The following is a 15,651-nucleotide window of genomic DNA, read 5'->3' on the forward strand; positions in this document are numbered from 1 at the left end:
GTGTCGCGGGCCCCTCTGATCCGCCCGCGACAGGTCTTTCTCATTCGCCGCCGTCCGCCGGGCCCGGTTCCTGCCTCCGGGTCCGGCCGCCGGTCAGTCGGCGGCGCCTGCGGGCTCGGGGACCTGTGCCGCCCCCGTGGACCCGCGGTCGTCTTCCTGGCTCCCCGCGCCGGCCCCGTCGCCGGCCGTGCCGGGATGTCCCGTCGCCTCCCTGAGCTCCGCGATCGCGGCCTCGAAGTCCTCGAGCGAGTCGAACGCCCGGTAGACCGAGGCGAACCGCAGATAGGCGACGAGGTCGAGCTCCTGCAGCGGTCCGAGTATGGCCAGCCCCACGTCGTGGGTGGTCAGCTCGGCGCTCCCGGTGGCCCGCACCGCCTCCTCGACCCGCTGGCCGAGCTGTGCGAGGGCGTCCTCGGTGACGGGCCGGCCCTGGCAGGCCTTGCGCACACCGTTGATGACCTTGGTGCGGCTGAACGGTTCGGTGACCCCGGACCGCTTCACCACCATGAGCGAGCACGTCTCCACGGTCGTGAAGCGACGGGAGCAGTCGGGGCACTGTCGGCGCCTGCGGATCGCCGTGCCGTCGTCGGTCGTACGGCTGTCGACGACGCGGCTGTCGGGGTGCCTGCAGAAGGGGCAGTGCATGAACTCCCCACCTTCCTCACAGCAGACTCGAACAGCCCCACGAGGCCCTCGGGCCCCTCGAAGCAGCCCCCAGCATAGGCGATCGCGGCGGGCCCGAAGACCGGGGGCACCACAACTTGTGGGCTGCTGTCGCAATACAACCACTAGATGTGGGGTACGGCTCATTCATTCACGCGCCGCACGCGTGTCGCGTCGGCACGCGAGGCGGCACACGGGTCCCGCCGCATGGGGAGCTACGCGGGGGCACGGCGCGGCACCCCGGAAGGTCCTGCGCGTACGGAGATCCGGTGGGCACCGCGAGGAGAGGTCGTGGGGCCACCGCGCAGACGGCGCATCGGGCCCGGCCGGACGGGGTGCCCGATGACAGACTGGTACGACGGCCCACGAGGCCGCAGCCCGGCGGTGAAGAGTACAGCGACGGACCGCTCTGCCCGCCGGGCGGCGCGAGAGCTATACACCCAGATGTCATTTCCGGGTGAGCGATTCGCGATTTTTCACTCGAACGTGTGTTTGGCGCAACCTTTCGAAAGCAACTACCGTTGAGCCGCAGGGAGACCACCGAGAGGGGCCGACGTGACCACCACCGCCGACAGCGCCACCGTCACTGCCCAGGACCGCCCCCAGGGCCGACCTGAGCCGATGCACACGATGAGCGACGCCACGAATCCCGAGGAGCCCAAGCGCGCCCTGCCGGGCCGACCTCCCGGTATCCGGGCGGACAGCTCCGGACTCACCGATCGCCAGCGCCGGGTGATCGAGGTCATCCGGGACTCCGTGCAGCGACGCGGCTACCCGCCGTCGATGCGCGAGATCGGCCAGGCCGTCGGACTCTCCAGCACCTCCTCCGTCGCCCATCAGCTGATGGCGCTGGAGCGCAAGGGCTTCCTGCGCCGCGACCCGCACCGCCCGCGCGCCTACGAGGTGCGCGGATCCGACCAGGCCGCCTCCGTGCAGCCCGCGGACACCGCCGGCAAGCCGGCCGCGTCCTACGTCCCGCTGGTCGGACGCATCGCGGCGGGTGGCCCGATCCTCGCCGAGGAGTCGGTGGAGGACGTCTTCCCCCTGCCGCGGCAACTGGTCGGCGACGGCGAACTGTTCGTGCTCAAGGTCGTCGGCGACTCGATGATCGAGGCCGCCATCTGCGACGGCGACTGGGTCACGGTCCGCCGCCAGCCGGTCGCGGAGAACGGCGACATCGTGGCCGCGATGCTCGACGGCGAAGCCACCGTCAAGCGCTTCAAGCGCGAGGACGGCCATGTCTGGCTCCTCCCGCACAACGCGTCGTACGAGCCCATCCCCGGCGACGACGCGACCATCCTCGGCAAGGTCGTGGCCGTACTGCGCCGCGTCTGAGCGCCACGACGGGCGGATCCCGCGCGGCAGCGATCCGCCGCACCGACCGGGCCCCGGAACCTCTGCGCCGGTTCCGGGGCCCTGCTCTGTCCGGGGCTCCTCAGCCCTCCTCGGCCTGCCGGGCCGCCGCGTCGATGGCGGCGAGCGACCTGCGGACCTGATTGCGATCCGTGGTGTACCAGAAGTCGGGCAGGGACGCCTTCAGGTAGCTGCCGTAGCGGGCCGTCGCCAGCCGCTGGTCCAGCACGGCGACCACACCGCGGTCGCCCGACGCGCGGACGAGGCGGCCGGCCCCCTGGGCCATGAGCAGCGCGGCGTGCGTGGCGGCGACCGCCATGAAGCCGTTGCCGCCGGCCTCCTCCACCGCCTTCTGGCGGGCGCTCATCAGGGGGTCGTCCGGCCGCGGGAACGGGATCTTGTCCATGACGACCAGCTGACAGCTCGGCCCCGGGACGTCCACGCCCTGCCACAGCGACAGCGTGCCGAACAGACAGGTCTTCGGATCCGCGGCGAAGTTCTTGATCAGCTCGCCGAGCGTCTCCTCGCCCTGCAGCAGGATCGGGTATTCGGGGATGCGGGAACGCAGCTCCTCTGCGGCCAACTGGGCCGCCCGCATCGAGGAGAACAGGCCCAGGGTGCGTCCGCCCGCCGCCTGGATCAGCTCCGTCAGCTCGTCGAGCATGTCGCCCCGGTCGCCGTCGCGCGCCGGGCGGGCCAGGTGCTTGGCGACGTACAGGATGCCCTGCTTCGGGTAGTCGAAGGGCGAGCCGACGTCGACGCCCTTCCAGCGGGGCACGTCGTCGCCCTCCGTGCCCTCGGGGGCGAGGCCGAGGGAAGCGCCGACACCGTTGAAGTCGCCGCCCAGCTTCAGCGTCGCCGAGGTCAGCACGACGGAGCGGTCGGTGAAGAGCTTCTCGCGCAGCAGACCCGAGACGGACATGGGGGCGACGCGCAGAGACGCTCCGCTGTACCGATATGCGGCTCCGCCGCGGGGCTCATGACGTTCGTACCAGACGACGTCCCACTCGGAGCCGTTGGTGATCCGCTCCGCCACGTCGTGCACGGACTCCACCGAGGCCAGGGCCTGCTTGCGGACCGCGTCCTCGTCCTGCACGGACTTGTCCCGGGTGGCACCGATCGCGGAGATGACCGTGCGGCAGGCGTCACGCAGCGCCATCAGGGCGTAGCCGAGGTCCTCCGGGATCTCCTCCAGGCGGCCCGGCAGCGCCAGCTCCATCAGCCGTTCGAAGCCCTCCGCGGCCGTCTGGAGCTGGTCGGCGGCCTTCTCGTTGACCAGCTTCGCGGCACGGCGCGCCGCACGGTTGACCTGGCCGGGGGTGAGCTCGCCGGTGGCGACCCCCGTCACGCGGGAGACCAGCTCGTGCGCCTCGTCGACGATCAGCACCTCGTGCTGGGGCAGGACGGGAGCGCCCTCGATGGCGTCGATCGCGAGCAGCGCGTGGTTGGTGACGACGACGTCGGCGAGCTTGGCACGCTCGCGGGCCGTCTCGGCGAAGCACTCGGCGCCGTAGGCGCACTTGGAGGCGCCCAGGCACTCCCGGGAGGAGACCGACACCTGGGACCAGGCCCGGTCGGAGACACCCGGCGTGAGGTCGTCGCGGTCGCCGGTCTCGGTCTCGTCCGCCCAGTCGCGCATGCGCAGCAGGTCCTGGCCCAGCTTGCTGGTGGGGGCGGCGGCCTCGAACTGGTCGAAGAGGCCCTCCTCCTCGTCCTGCGGGACGCCCTCGTGCAGGCGGTGCAGGCACAGGTAGTTCGACCGGCCCTTGAGCATCGCGAACTCCGGGCGGCGGCGCAGCTGGGGGTGGAGGGCGTCGACCGTGCGCGGCAGGTCGCGCTCCACCAGCTGGCGCTGCAGGGCCAGGGTCGCGGTCGCCACGACAACGCGTTCCCCGTGCGCCAGCGCGGGCACCAGGTAGCCGAGCGACTTGCCGGTGCCGGTGCCGGCCTGGACCAGCAGATGGGAACCGTCGTCGATCGCTTCCGCGACGGCTTCGGCCATGGCCACCTGGCCGGGACGCTCCGTGCCGCCGACGGCGGTGACGGCGGCGTGCAGGAGTTCGGGGAGTGAAGGCTTCGTCATAGCGCGACCACCCTACGGCCCGGGACCGACAGACGGACGCCCGCCGGGGAGGGGCGGGACGGCGAGGGGGCCGGAGACAGCGGGAACAAGGGTGAGGACGGCGGGGACAAGGGTGAGGACGGCGGGGACAAGGGTGGGCTCCTTGGCGGGCGGGAGATCGGTCAGGCGGACTCTGCGGCGGCTCGCGTACGCGTCTCCCGGACCATCCGTGTACGCCGGTCCCGGATCATGAGGGCGGCTCGCTTGGCGGGCAGGTCGACCTCGGCGGCGAGCCGGAAGCCGGCGCCGCAGAAGGCCGCGACGGACGGAGTGTTGCGCAGGTCGGGTTCGGCCAGGACGCGCGTGCAGCGGGCCCGGTTGGCGAGCACGAGGCCGGCGACCGCCCTGATCAGCTCGGTGCCGAGCCCCCGGCCTCGGTCGGCGCCGTCGCCGATGAGGAGGTGGACGCCGGTGTCGTGCGGCCGGACGGGACAGTACCGGGCCAGCGGGTCGAGGTCGGCCCGGTAGATCTCCCAGTAGCTCACCGGTACGCCCTCCAGCAGACCGAGGCAGGGAACGCTGCGTCCGTCGCCGTCGAGCTGGGCCCGCACGTGCTCCTCGGTCACTCCGCGTGGCCCGGACAGCTCCCAGAAGGCGGCGACCGCGGGGTCGTTCATCCAGCGGCTGATGAGCGCGGTGTCCTCGTCGGCGCGTACGGGGACCAGCTGGAACAGCCCCCGGGAGGTGGCCGTCGGACCCCAGTCGGCGACGCGGTCGAGCAGGTCGTCGCCGCTCTGCGACGGCGGAGGGGAAGCGGCCGGCCCCTGCCGGAACCGGGCGGCGAACTCCTCGGGCACCTGCAGTTCCAGGGTGTCGTCCCCGTCGGTGTCCGTGCCGGGCTCCGGACCGGTGCCGGGTGCGGTAGGGGTGGCGGAGGCTGTGCGGGCGTCGGTGGCGGGCACGGGGTCGCTCCTTTCGAGGGGGCCGGGCGGCGTGGCCGTCGGTGGTCAGGGGTGCAGGGGGTTGGCGATCGTGACGTAGACGGACTGGGTGTCGACCGGGCCGACGAGTTCGTCCAGGCCCCGCAGCCGGGTCAGCAGGTTGGCCTTGCAGCGCAGCACGGGCGAGTCGAGGAGCCGGGCGGGCAGCGGGCTGCGCAGCGGGGCCGGGCCCGAGGCGAGGAAGCGGCGGAACGCGGCGAGCAGCAGCCGTTCGTCGGCGAGGCCCTGGGAGCCGAAGGCGCCGATGAGGCCGAACACGTTGTTGACGGCGAGGTAGTAGGCGAAGCGCTCGTCGGTGACCTCGTCGGGGACGAACGTGTCGCTGTGGTCGCCGATGCCGGGCAGCCGGGCGTGGAGCTCCGCGCGGCGGGACTCGCGGAAGTAGTAGCCCTGGTTGTCACGGTAGCGGCCGCCGGCGGGCCAGCCGTCGGCGTCCATGAGGAGCAGGGTGTTCTGCTGGTGGGCCTCCAGCGCGACACCGGCCTCGGCGTCCAGCCACAGCACGGGGCGGACGACGTGCTCCAGGTACCGCAGGAACCACTCGGCGGCGACCGCGCCCCGCGGCCGGCCGGTGCGCGTGGCGAGACGGCCGACGACGCCCGCGAGCCGTGACCGGGCGGCGGGGCCCGTCCCGTCGGGACGCCTGCCGCCGGGGCCGTCGGCGGGCCGTGGCGGTCGCGGCGCGGTGAGCGCGGCGACGCAGGTGACGTCGTCCGAGGGGCGGAACGGGTTGTGCCGGACGACGGCGTCGAGTCCGGGGACGGGGGTGCCGTCCGGTGTGTCGACGGCGATCCAGGCCGGGTCGCGGACGATGTCGAAGTGCGGGTGTGCGGCCCGCCACTGCCGGGACAGGCCGCCGCGCAGCAGACGGTGGACCTCGACTCCGCGGTGCAGTTCCTTGCGGAGGTTCTCCCGGCGGGAGTTGGTGATGTGCAGGGCCAGCGACAGTTTGAGCATGGCGGGGGCGCCGCTTCGGTAGACGGTCCGCAGGGAGGACGTGGGGTGCCAGGGGTCGCCGTGGGTGCCGAGGTCTCGCAGGAGTCCGGCGTCCAGCAGCGCCCGGACGCCGGGCCGGTGCCGGACCTCGCGGTACTGCCAGGGGTGCAGGGGCAGGGCCGCGTGACCGTCCGGCAGGGCGAGGCCGGGGCCGGCGAGGCGTGCGGTGAGCCGGGGCGCGGCGACCGGGCGTCCGTGCTCGGTCCAGGCCGAGTCGCCGGCGAGCACCGAGGGCGCGACGGCCAGCCAGTGCAGCGGGAACGAGCCGCGCAGCTCGGGCGAGTACAGCGGGGCCTCGGCGTCGGTGAGCCCCTCGCGGCTCTTCGGGGTGGGGTGCAGGGGGTGGCCGAGGAGGAGCGCCTGCTCGGCGGCGAGGAAGAGGTCGGATCCGTCGCCGGGGCCTTCGCACCGGTCGCTCAGGTCACACCGGTCTCTCCGGTCTCTCCGGTCGTTCCGGTCGCGGAGGAAGACGGCGGTGCGGCGCACGGAGTCGGCGACGCGGGCGACGAGGTCGGCACCGTGGGCGCCACCTCCCCCGCCCGCCTCCCGGGTGAGCAGCGCGGCGAGCGTCACGGCGTCCACCGGCGGCGTCGAGGCGGGGACTCCGGTCAGGCGCGGGGGGCCGAAGCGGTGGTGTCCGGTCGGGGACCAGTAGCGCACGGGGACGGTCAGGGCCGTGCCGGTGGCGGGCAGGGGGATCCTCAGCAGCCGGTCGTCCGGGGACGCCAGGTCCGCCTCCCGGACCCAGCAGCGCAGCAGGTTCTCCACCGCGACGGCCTGGGCGGTGGTGTGCGGGTCCGAGTGGCCCTGGTCCGGGTTCCGGTGGTCCGGGCCCGGGTGCCGGCGGTCCGGCTCCGAGTCCCGGTGATCCGGACCCGGTGGTTCCGTGACCGGGCGCGTCGGGGCCGGGTGGTCCGGGTGGTCCGGGCGGACGGGGAGGGCGGCGAGAGGTGCGGGGGTGGTGTGCAACGCGGGTCCTCGTGACGTGCGGTGTCGGGCGGCGCCGGTCGTGGCGTCGTCCGCGGGGGCGGGTTCACCGCGGCTCGCGCGGCTCGCCGGATGTGGCGGGGACGGGACGGTGCGCGGTCGCCGCCACCGTCCGGAGCGCGTCGGCCAGCCGTTCCAGTACCGCCGCCGCCTGGTCCTCGGTGATGGTCAGCGGCGGCAGCAGCCGTACGACGTTCGCGGACGGGCCCGTGCGGTCCACGACGAGCCCGCGGCGCAGGCACTCCCGTTGGACGGCGGCGGCCGTCCGAGGAGCGGCGCCGCCCTCGCCGTCCGGTGTCACCAGTTCGACGCCCAGCATCAGACCCCGTCCGCGCACCTCGCCGACACAGGGCAGCTCCGCGCCCAGCCCTCGCAGCCGGGCCAGCATGCCCGCGCCCAGGGCCGCGGCGTGCTCGGCGAGCCGGTTCGCGCGGATGTGGGCGAGGGTCGCCGTGCCCGCGGCGAGGGCGAGTTGGTTGCCCCGGAAGGTTCCGGCGCCGGGCTCCCCGGCACACAGGTCGTCGCGGTGCACGATCGCGGCCAGTGGCAGGCTGCCGCCGATCGCCTTGGACAGGACGAGCACGTCGGGGGTGGTCCCGCTGTGCTCCACCGCCCAGAAGGCACCGGTCCGTCCGGCTCCCGTCTCGGTCTCGTCGACGATCAGCGGGACGGACCGCTCGGCCGTGAGCCGCCGCAGGTGCCGCATCCAGGCATCGGGGGCGGGGACCACCCCGGCCTCGCTGTCCACCGGTGCCACGATCAGCCCGGCCGGCGCCGTCTGCCCCGGCAGGTGGCCGCCGAGGACGGACTCGTCCCGGCGGGCGGCGCTGCCGGCGTCGCCCTCGCCCCCGCGGGGACGGCCGTGGTCCTGTGGAAGCCGTGGGCGTACGAGCACCCCGTCGCCGCGGCCGCCCCCGGGGACCGGCTCCCCGGCGGCCGTGCCGTGACGGGCACCGGCGAGGGAGACCACCCGGCTCCGTCCGGTGGCCGCGCGGACGAACGCGACGGCGGCCTCGACCGCGTCCGTGGCGGAAGGCCCGCAGAACCGCACCCGCGCCCGGCCGGCCAGTCCCGGCGGCAGGCTCTGCGACAGCTCGGTGACGAAGGCCTCCTCCACCGGGGTGGTCAGGTCCATGACCTGCAAGGGGGCGCCCGAGTCGAGCACCTTGCGGATCGCCTCCAGCACCACCGGGTGGTTGTGCCCCAGCGCCAGGGCCCCGGCGCCCGAGACACAGTCCAGGTACCGCCGGCCGTCCGCGCCCTCGATGATCAGGCCCCGGGCCCGCACGGGCACGATCGGCAGGGCGCGCGGGTAGGTACGGGCGGCGGACTCGCGCGCCGTCTGGCGCCTCGGCGCCCCCTCGCACACCTCACGCGTCCTCGCGGCCGTCCCGGCCCCGGTCCCCTTCCCGGCGGTGGGTCCGGCGTCCTGGCCCACGGCCGCCGGCTCCCCGTACGCGGTTTCCGCCACGGCTCCCTGTCCTCCCGCAGTCCAGGGGCGAGCGCGCGGTCGCCCTCGTCGCCCTCGGCACGGGGGCCGCATCCGGACAGCGGACCCCCGACCGCTACAACCCCCGCCCGTTCACCGGGTTACGGGTTGCCTCAAGATCCTTGCCGTGACGCAACCGTTGCCGTTCCGTCGGAACTCCCCCACAGCGACCGCATAGTGTGTGGTGCCGTTCCAGGCTGCCGTGCGGAGTGCGCGAACCCGCTTCCGGGCTCGCGCGGAAGCACCGGCGCGGCGTCACTCGTTCACAGCAGGGGGAGTCAACACCATGCGATCCATACGGCCGTCGTTCACCACGCGCGGGCACAGGGGCGGGCGGCGCCGAACCTTCCCCCTGCCGGCCGCCGTGGCCCTCGTCTCGGCGCTCGTCCTCACCGCCACCGCCTGCGAGTCGGGCGGCGCCGAGGCGGGCGGCGACGCCTCCGCGTCCGCGGCGGACGCCGGCAACGGCGAGATCAGGATCCCGGACCACATCAAGGACAAGCTCAAGGAACACGGGATCGACGTCGACCAGTGGCGGAACGGCGCCTGGAAGAACTGGAACAAGGACGACTGGCTGCGCGAGGCGCAGGACTTCGTCAACCCGATCATCGAGGACCTGTGGGACCCGGACCGCATGCGGGACGCCGAGGAGCCGGACCAGAAGATCGACGAGGGCGACCTCTCCGGTGACCAGGGCGTGACCGACCCGGAACCGCAGCCGGTCCGGGCCGAGGCCGTGCCGCCGTCGTACCACGAGAACGCCGCCACGGCGGGCAAGGTGTTCTTCGACTCCCCCGAGGGCACCTCGGTCTGCTCGGCGACGGTCGTCCAGGACCCGGCGCATCCCGGCAAGTCGAACATGGTGTGGACGGCCGGCCACTGCGTGCACGCGGGCAAGAAGGGCGGCTGGTACCGCAACATCGCCTTCGTCCCGTCGTACAACGACTCCGGCAGGTCGGCCGCCGAGCTGGAGGGGGCGACCAAGGAGCAGGTCGCTCCCTACGGCGTGTGGTGGGGCGACTGGGCGCAGACCTCGGACCAGTGGATCGAGCAGGGCGGCGCCACGGGCGGCGACGGTGCCTCGTACGACTTCGCGGTCATCCACGTGACGCCGGAGAAGGGCGGCGACGGCAAGTCGCTGGAGGAGACGGTCGGCGCCGCGCTGCCGGTGGACTTCGAGGCGCCTGCCGTGCAGGAGATGGAGAGCGTCACCGCGACCGGTTACCCGGCCGCGCCGCCGTACGACGGCCAGAAGCTGTTCCGGTGCGCCGACAAGCCGGGCCGCCTGTCGCTGGCCGCGTCGGACCCGACGATGTACCGCATCGGCTGCACCATGACCGGCGGTTCGTCGGGCGGCGGCTGGGTCGCGGAGGGCGCCGACGGCAAGCCGGCGCTGGTCTCCAACACCTCGATCGGCCCGGTGACGGCCGGCTGGCTGGCCGGTCCGCGCCTGGGCGAGGAGGCCAAGGGTGTGTTCGACGCGGTCAGCGGCAAGTTCGCCGGCCGGTGACCGGCACGGCCGAGGGCCCGTCCCCCGCCGTGACGGGGGACGGGCCCTCGGCCGTCATGCTCGTCAGACGAGCGGCGCCGGAGCGTACGGCGTGAGTTCCGCCGCCAGCTCCTCGTGCACCCGGACCTTGAGCAGGGTGCCCTCCGCGGTGTGCTCCTCGGAGATCACCTCGCCCTCGTCGTGGGCGCGGGCGACCAGCTTGCCCTGGGTGTAGGGCACGAGCGCCTCGATCTCCACCGCGGGGCGCGGCAGTTCGCTGTCGATCAGCGCGAGCAGCTGGTCGATGTTCCGGCCGGTGCGCGCCGAGACCGCGATGGACCGCTTCTCGATGCGCAGCAGCCGCTGGAGCGTCAGCGGGTCCGCCATGTCGGCCTTGTTGATCACGACGATCTCGGGCACGGCGGTGGCGCCGACGTCCCTGATCACCTCGCGCACGGCGGCGAGCTGCTCCTCCGGGGCCGGGTGCGAACCGTCCACCACGTGCAGGATCAGGTCGGAGTCGCCGACCTCCTCCATTGTGGAGCGGAACGCCTCGACCAGGTGGTGCGGCAGGTGCCGGACGAAGCCGACGGTGTCCGCCAGGGTGTACAGCCGCCCGCTCGGGGTCTCGGCCCGGCGTACGGTCGGGTCGAGGGTCGCGAACAGGGCGTTCTCGACCAGCACGCCCGCGCCGGTGAGGCGGTTGAGCAGGGAGGACTTGCCGGCGTTGGTGTAGCCCGCGATGGCCACGGACGGCACCTTGTGGCGCTTGCGCTCCTGGCGCTTGATCTCGCGGCCGGTCTTCATCTCCGCGATCTCCCGGCGCATCTTCGCCATCTTCTCGCGGATCCGGCGCCGGTCCGTCTCGATCTTGGTCTCACCGGGACCGCGGGTGGCGAGGCCGCCGCCCTTGCCGCCGCCCATCTGCCGGGACAGCGACTGACCCCAGCCTCGCAGCCGCGGCAGCATGTACTGCATCTGCGCGAGCGCGACCTGCGCCTTGCCCTCCCGGGACTTGGCGTGCTGGGCGAAGATGTCCAGGATCAGGGCCGTACGGTCGATGACCTTGACCTTGACGACGTCCTCGAGATGGATCAGCTGGCCCGGGCTGAGCTCACCGTCACAGATGACGGTGTCGGCGCCGGTCTCGAGGACGACGTCACGCAGCTCCTGGGCCTTGCCGGAGCCGATGTAGGTGGCCGCGTCGGGCTTGTCGCGGCGCTGGATCACGCCGTCGAGCACGAGCGCGCCCGCGGTCTCGGCGAGGGCGGCGAGCTCCGCGAGGGAGTTCTCCGCGTCCTGCACGGTGCCCGTGGTCCAGACGCCGACGAGGACGACCCGCTCCAGGCGGAGCTGGCGGTACTCGACCTCGGTGACGTCCTCGAGCTCGGTGGACAGGCCCGCCACCCGGCGCAGGGCCGCGCGGTCGGAGCGGTCGAACTGCTCGCCGTCCCATTCCGAGTCGTTCTCGTGGCTCCGGGCGACGTCCTCTTCCATCAGGGCATCGGCCCGGAGGCCCTCGGGGTAGGTCTGCGCGAGACGCTTGGTGTCCTGGGAGGGGGAAGAAGAGGAGGTCATTGGATCCTTACGCAGTCGGGATGCGAGGCGTGCGGTACAGAACCGACGCACTGTTCACAACGCGCGGGCCGCCGGGGAGATTCCCGTGGCCGCCGTCGCGCCGTCCGGAAGATGGTCGCACGGCACGAGTCGTCTCGTCACCGGCTTATTCCCCGTGCGTCTTCCCCTCGGCGGACCTGGGCGCTCCGTCGTCCGCCGTCGGCTTCCAGTCCGGGTGGCCGGGCATCGGCGGCGTCTTCTCGCCGTACAGCCAGCCCCGGAGGAAGCCGGTCAGGTCGCGGCCGGCGGTCTCGGAGGCGAGCCGGACGAAGTCGGCGGTCGAGGCCGTGCCGTCCCGGTGCCGGGCGAACCAGTCCCGTTCGAGGCGCTCGAAGGCAGGGGTGCCGATCTCCTGGCGCAGGGCGTAGAGGACGAGGGCCGCGCCGTCGTAGACGTTGGGACGGAAAATGCCGATCTTGTCACCGTTCTCCGGTGGCTCGGGCGCGGCCGGGGGGCCGCCCGCCGCGCGCCAGCGGTCGGAGGCACCGTAGGCGGCCTTCATCCGCTCCTCCATGGGCTTGCCCGCCGTCTCCTCGGCGTACAGGGCCTCGTACCAGGTGGCGTGTCCTTCGTTGAGCCACAGGTCGGACCAGGAGCGTGGGCCGACGCTGTTGCCGAACCACTGGTGGGCCAGCTCGTGCACCATGATCGACTCGACGTACCACCGGGGGTTGGCGGGCTCGGTGAACAGCTCGCGTTCGAAGAGGGAGAGCGTCTGGGTCTCGAGCGCGAAGCCGGTGGTGGCTTCGGCCATCAGCAGGCCGTAGGTCTCGAAGGGGTAGCGCCCGACCTTGCTCTCCATCCAGGCGATCTGGCCGGGGGTCTTCTCCAGCCACGGTTCGAGGGCGGCGCGGTGTGTGTGCGGCACGACGTCCCGGACGGGCAGTCCGTGCGGGCCGGTGCGGTGCAGCACGGCGGAGCGGCCGATGGAGACCTGGGCCAGTTCGGTCGCCATGGGATGCGCGGTCCGGTACGTCCAGGTGGTCGTCCTGCCCGACCGGTCCATGCCGGCCGGCAGTCCGTTGGCGACCGCGGTGAGTCCGTCGGGGGCGGTGACCCGGATGGTGAAGCGCGCCTTGTCGGAAGGGTGGTCGTTGCAGGGGAACACCAGGTGGGCGACGTCGGCCTGGTTGGCCATGGCGAGCCCGTCGGCGGTGCGCACCCAGCCGCCCTCCCGGTTCTCGGGGGAGACGGGGTCACTGGTGTGCCGCACGGTGATCCGGGTCCGTTCGCCTTCGTCGAGCGGTTCCCCGGGGGTGACGACGAGGTCCTCGCCGGCCGTGGCGAAGGCGGCCGGTTCGCCGTCGACCTCGACGGAGTCGACCCGGCCGTGGGCGAAGTCGAGGTTGATCCGGTCCAGGCCGGCCGTGGTGCGCGCGTCGATGACGGTGACGGCCTCCAGCGGTTCGCTGTTGCTGCCGGAGTAGGTGAAGGACAGGTCGTACGCGGCCACGTCGTACCCGGGGTTGCCCAGGTGGGGGAAGAGACGGTCGCCGACGCCGAGGGGGACCGGCGGGGCGCTCGCGGCGACCAGGCAGACGGAGACGGCCGACGCGAGCAGCGCCGCTGCCCTGAGCCGGCGGCGGGTTCGCGAGCGGGGGCGGGAAGCCGTGGGGTGGGGGGTGTGCAGCATGCCCCACGGCTATCAGCGCGCGTGTGCACCGCGGTGACGGCGCGCGCCCGGCGCACCCGAACGGGTAACCCCTGGTCCGCCGCCGCCCCGGGGTCAGGCGCCCGTCGGCTGCGGCTGGGCCCGGCTCACGTCGTACACCCCGGCCACGTCGCGCATGGCGCGCATGAGGGAGGGCAGGCGGGCGGCGTCGGGGAGCAGGACGGTGTAGGTGTGGCGTACCCGCTGCCGGACGGGGGGCTCGACGGTGGCGGAGACGATCTCGGCGCCCTCGACGGCCATGGCCTCGGTGAGGTCGGCCAGCAGGTGCGGGCGGCCGAACGATTCGGCGAGCAGTGTGACCCGGCACTCGCTGGTCTCGCCCCAGTGGACCCCGACCTCCTCCCGTCCCGCGCTCCGCATGCGGCCCACCACGGCGCACTCCGCGCGGTGGACGGTCACCGCTCCCCCGCGCACGGCGAAGCCGGTGATCTCGTCGGGCGGTACGGGGGTGCAGCAGCGCGCCAGCCGTACGGTCGCGCCGGGCCTGTCGGCGAGGACGTCGGCGGGGACGGAGCGGGGCGCGGACCCCTCGGAGGCCGGGTGCGGGGCCGACGCGGCGGCGGGGACCGGGTCCCGGGCCGGTTCCTCGGCGTCGGCCGGTACCGGAGAAGCGGAGCGGGCCGCGAGCCGGCGCTGGATGGCGATCCGGGCGGCGGGGGTGCGGGCGTGCTCCAGCCACTGCCGGGAGGGCTCGGACGCGGGGTCCTGGCCCATCAGGAGCTGCACGGTGTCGCCGTCCTTCAGTACCGTGCTCATCGTCGCGAGCCGCCCGTTGACGCGGGCGCCCATGGCCGCGTGGGCGTCCTCGCCGTACTGCGCGTAGGCGGCGTCCACGCAGGTGGCGCCCTCGGGCAGGCCGAGGGTGCCGCCGTCGGGGCGGAAGACGGTGATCTCCCGGTCCTGGGCGAGGTCCTCGCGCAGGGTGGACCAGAAGGTGTCGGGGTCGGGTGCTCCGCGCTGCCATTCGAGCAGGCGGGAGAGCCAGCCGGGCCGGGTGGGGTCGGCGCGCTCGCCGTCGCCCGCTGCCTGGTCCTCCGCCGGTGCGGCGTAGGGGTTGCCGAGGGCGACGACTCCGGCCTCGGCGACCTTGTGCATCTGGTGGGTGCGGATGAGGACCTCGATGACCTGCCCGTCCTCGGCGCGGGCCACGGCGGTGTGCAGCGACTGGTACAGGTTGAACTTGGGTACGGCGATGAAGTCCTTGAACTCCGAGACGACGGGCGTCATGCAGGTGTGCAGCTCGCCGAGGACGGCGTAGCAGTCGGCGTCCTCCTGGACGAGGACCAGCAGGCGGCCGAAGTCGGCGCCGGTGAGGGGGCCGCGTTTGCGGGAGACGCGGTGCACGGAGACGTAGTGCCGGGGCCGGATGAGGACCTCGGCGGTGATGCCGGCCTCGCGGAGCACCTTGCGGACGTCGTCGGCGACGGCGGCGAGCGGGTCGTCGGCGCGGGCCGCGTTCTCGGCGACCAGTTCCCGGGTGTGCGCGTACTCCTCGGGGTGCAGCACCGCGAAGACGAGGTCCTCGAGCTCGGACTTGAGGGCCTGGACACCGAGCCGTTCGGCGAGCGGGATGAGGACGTCCCGGGTGACCTTGGCGATGCGCTCCTGTTTCTCCTTGCGCATGACGCCGAGGGTGCGCATGTTGTGCAGCCGGTCGGCGAGTTTGATCGACATCACGCGGACGTCGTTGCCGGTGGCGAGGAGCATCTTGCGGAAGGTCTCGGGCTCGGCGGCGGCGCCGTAGTCGACCTTCTCCAGTTTGGTGACGCCGTCGACGAGATAGCGGACCTCGGCGCCGAACTGGTCGCCGACCTGGTCCAGCGTGACGTCGGTGTCCTCGACGGTGTCGTGGAGGAGGGAGGCGGTCAGGGTGGTGGTCTCCGCACCGAGTTCGGCGAGGATCAGGGTCACGGCGAGGGGGTGCGTGATGTACGGCTCGCCACTCTTGCGCATCTGGCCGCGGTGCGAGGACTCGGCCAGCAGGTAGGCACGGCGCAGCGGGTCGAGGTCGGCGTCGGGGTGGTGGGCGCGGTGGGCCTCGGCGACGTGGCCGATGGCGTCGGGCAGCCGGTCGCGCGAGGTGGTGCCGAGGAGCGCGGCGCGGCCCAGGCGGCGCAGGTCGATCCGGGGGCGGGCCTTTCTGCGGGCCGCCGCGGGGACTGCGCCGGAGACCGGCGGCGTGACGGGGCCTGGGCTCGCGGGATTCACGGCCTCCGCATTCATGGGCACCTCCGGCTGCGCGGACCGGCGGACGGGGAGCCCCAGGGCGGACACGGCTCAGGGGATGGCATCGGTCCCCCGTCCCGGCCGGTGCTTGATGCT

General features: G+C 73.5%; 10 protein-coding genes. 2 read left to right on the plus strand and 8 right to left on the minus strand.

Translation table 11 applies throughout. From position 1 onward, the window contains the following. Window positions 1-93 precede the first annotated feature (93 nt). Window positions 94-645 (minus strand): transcriptional regulator NrdR, encoded by a 552-nt coding sequence (gene nrdR, locus ACFYOJ_RS22550; RefSeq protein WP_356558142.1) that lies wholly within the window; start codon window positions 643-645, stop codon window positions 94-96. Window positions 646-1,218: 573 nt separating this feature from the next. Between nrdR and lexA the strand changes: the two genes are divergently transcribed. Beyond that, on the plus strand, window positions 1,219-1,998 hold the full coding sequence (gene lexA, locus ACFYOJ_RS22555; RefSeq protein ID WP_356558141.1) for a transcriptional repressor LexA: 780 nt from the start codon (window positions 1,219-1,221) through the stop codon (window positions 1,996-1,998). 100 nt (window positions 1,999-2,098) lie between these two features. Here the strand turns inward: lexA and ACFYOJ_RS22560 are convergent, their stop codons facing one another. The 4 genes from ACFYOJ_RS22560 to ACFYOJ_RS22575 form a co-directional block, all read right to left on the minus strand. Continuing rightward, complete coding sequence (locus ACFYOJ_RS22560; protein WP_356558140.1) at window positions 2,099-4,099, minus strand: ATP-dependent DNA helicase; 2,001 nt, start codon at window positions 4,097-4,099, stop codon at window positions 2,099-2,101. Between the two features lie 161 nt (window positions 4,100-4,260). Further along, window positions 4,261-5,040: a GNAT family N-acetyltransferase gene (locus tag ACFYOJ_RS22565; RefSeq protein WP_388597608.1), complete on the minus strand. Its 780-nt coding sequence runs from the start codon at window positions 5,038-5,040 to the stop codon at window positions 4,261-4,263. Between the two features lie 45 nt (window positions 5,041-5,085). Next, window positions 5,086-7,044 carry an IucA/IucC family protein gene (locus tag ACFYOJ_RS22570; RefSeq protein ID WP_356558139.1) on the minus strand — a complete coding sequence of 653 codons (1,959 nt, stop codon included), beginning with the start codon at window positions 7,042-7,044 and terminating at the stop codon, window positions 5,086-5,088. 64 nt (window positions 7,045-7,108) lie between these two features. After that, window positions 7,109-8,533, minus strand: a complete 1,425-nt coding sequence (locus tag ACFYOJ_RS22575) for an aminotransferase class III-fold pyridoxal phosphate-dependent enzyme (RefSeq protein ID WP_388597611.1) — start codon at window positions 8,531-8,533, stop codon at window positions 7,109-7,111. Window positions 8,534-8,837: 304 nt separating this feature from the next. Between ACFYOJ_RS22575 and ACFYOJ_RS22580 the strand changes: the two genes are divergently transcribed. Then, window positions 8,838-10,061, plus strand: a complete 1,224-nt coding sequence (locus tag ACFYOJ_RS22580) for a trypsin-like serine peptidase (RefSeq protein ID WP_388597614.1) — start codon at window positions 8,838-8,840, stop codon at window positions 10,059-10,061. A gap of 63 nt (window positions 10,062-10,124) precedes the next feature. Here ACFYOJ_RS22580 and hflX read toward each other — a convergent pair whose 3' ends face one another. From hflX to ACFYOJ_RS22595, 3 genes are all read right to left on the minus strand, one after another. Then, window positions 10,125-11,618 (minus strand): GTPase HflX, encoded by a 1,494-nt coding sequence (gene hflX, locus ACFYOJ_RS22585; protein ID WP_356557947.1) that lies wholly within the window; start codon window positions 11,616-11,618, stop codon window positions 10,125-10,127. Between the two features lie 145 nt (window positions 11,619-11,763). Next, window positions 11,764-13,290 carry a M1 family metallopeptidase gene (locus ACFYOJ_RS22590; RefSeq protein WP_356557946.1) on the minus strand — a complete coding sequence of 509 codons (1,527 nt, stop codon included), beginning with the start codon at window positions 13,288-13,290 and terminating at the stop codon, window positions 11,764-11,766. 93 nt (window positions 13,291-13,383) lie between these two features. Beyond that, window positions 13,384-15,552 (minus strand): HD domain-containing protein, encoded by a 2,169-nt coding sequence (locus tag ACFYOJ_RS22595; protein WP_356557945.1) that lies wholly within the window; start codon window positions 15,550-15,552, stop codon window positions 13,384-13,386. Window positions 15,553-15,651 lie beyond the last annotated feature (99 nt).

It is taken from the genome of Streptomyces sp. NPDC006384 (genome assembly GCF_042870695.1).
Lineage (GTDB): Bacteria > Actinomycetota > Actinomycetes > Streptomycetales > Streptomycetaceae > Streptomyces.

Coding starts and splice junctions, on each gene's coding strand:
- ACFYOJ_RS22590 (WP_356557946.1), bottom strand. CDS start 13,290: ATGCTGCACACCCCCCACCCCACGGCTTCCCGCCCCCGCTCGCGAACC.
- hflX (WP_356557947.1), bottom strand. CDS start 11,618: ATGACCTCCTCTTCTTCCCCCTCCCAGGACACCAAGCGTCTCGCGCAG.
- ACFYOJ_RS22560 (WP_356558140.1), bottom strand. CDS start 4,099: ATGACGAAGCCTTCACTCCCCGAACTCCTGCACGCCGCCGTCACCGCC.
- ACFYOJ_RS22580 (WP_388597614.1), top strand. CDS start 8,838: ATGCGATCCATACGGCCGTCGTTCACCACGCGCGGGCACAGGGGCGGG.
- nrdR (WP_356558142.1), bottom strand. CDS start 645: ATGCACTGCCCCTTCTGCAGGCACCCCGACAGCCGCGTCGTCGACAGC.
- ACFYOJ_RS22595 (WP_356557945.1), bottom strand. CDS start 15,552: ATGAATGCGGAGGCCGTGAATCCCGCGAGCCCAGGCCCCGTCACGCCG.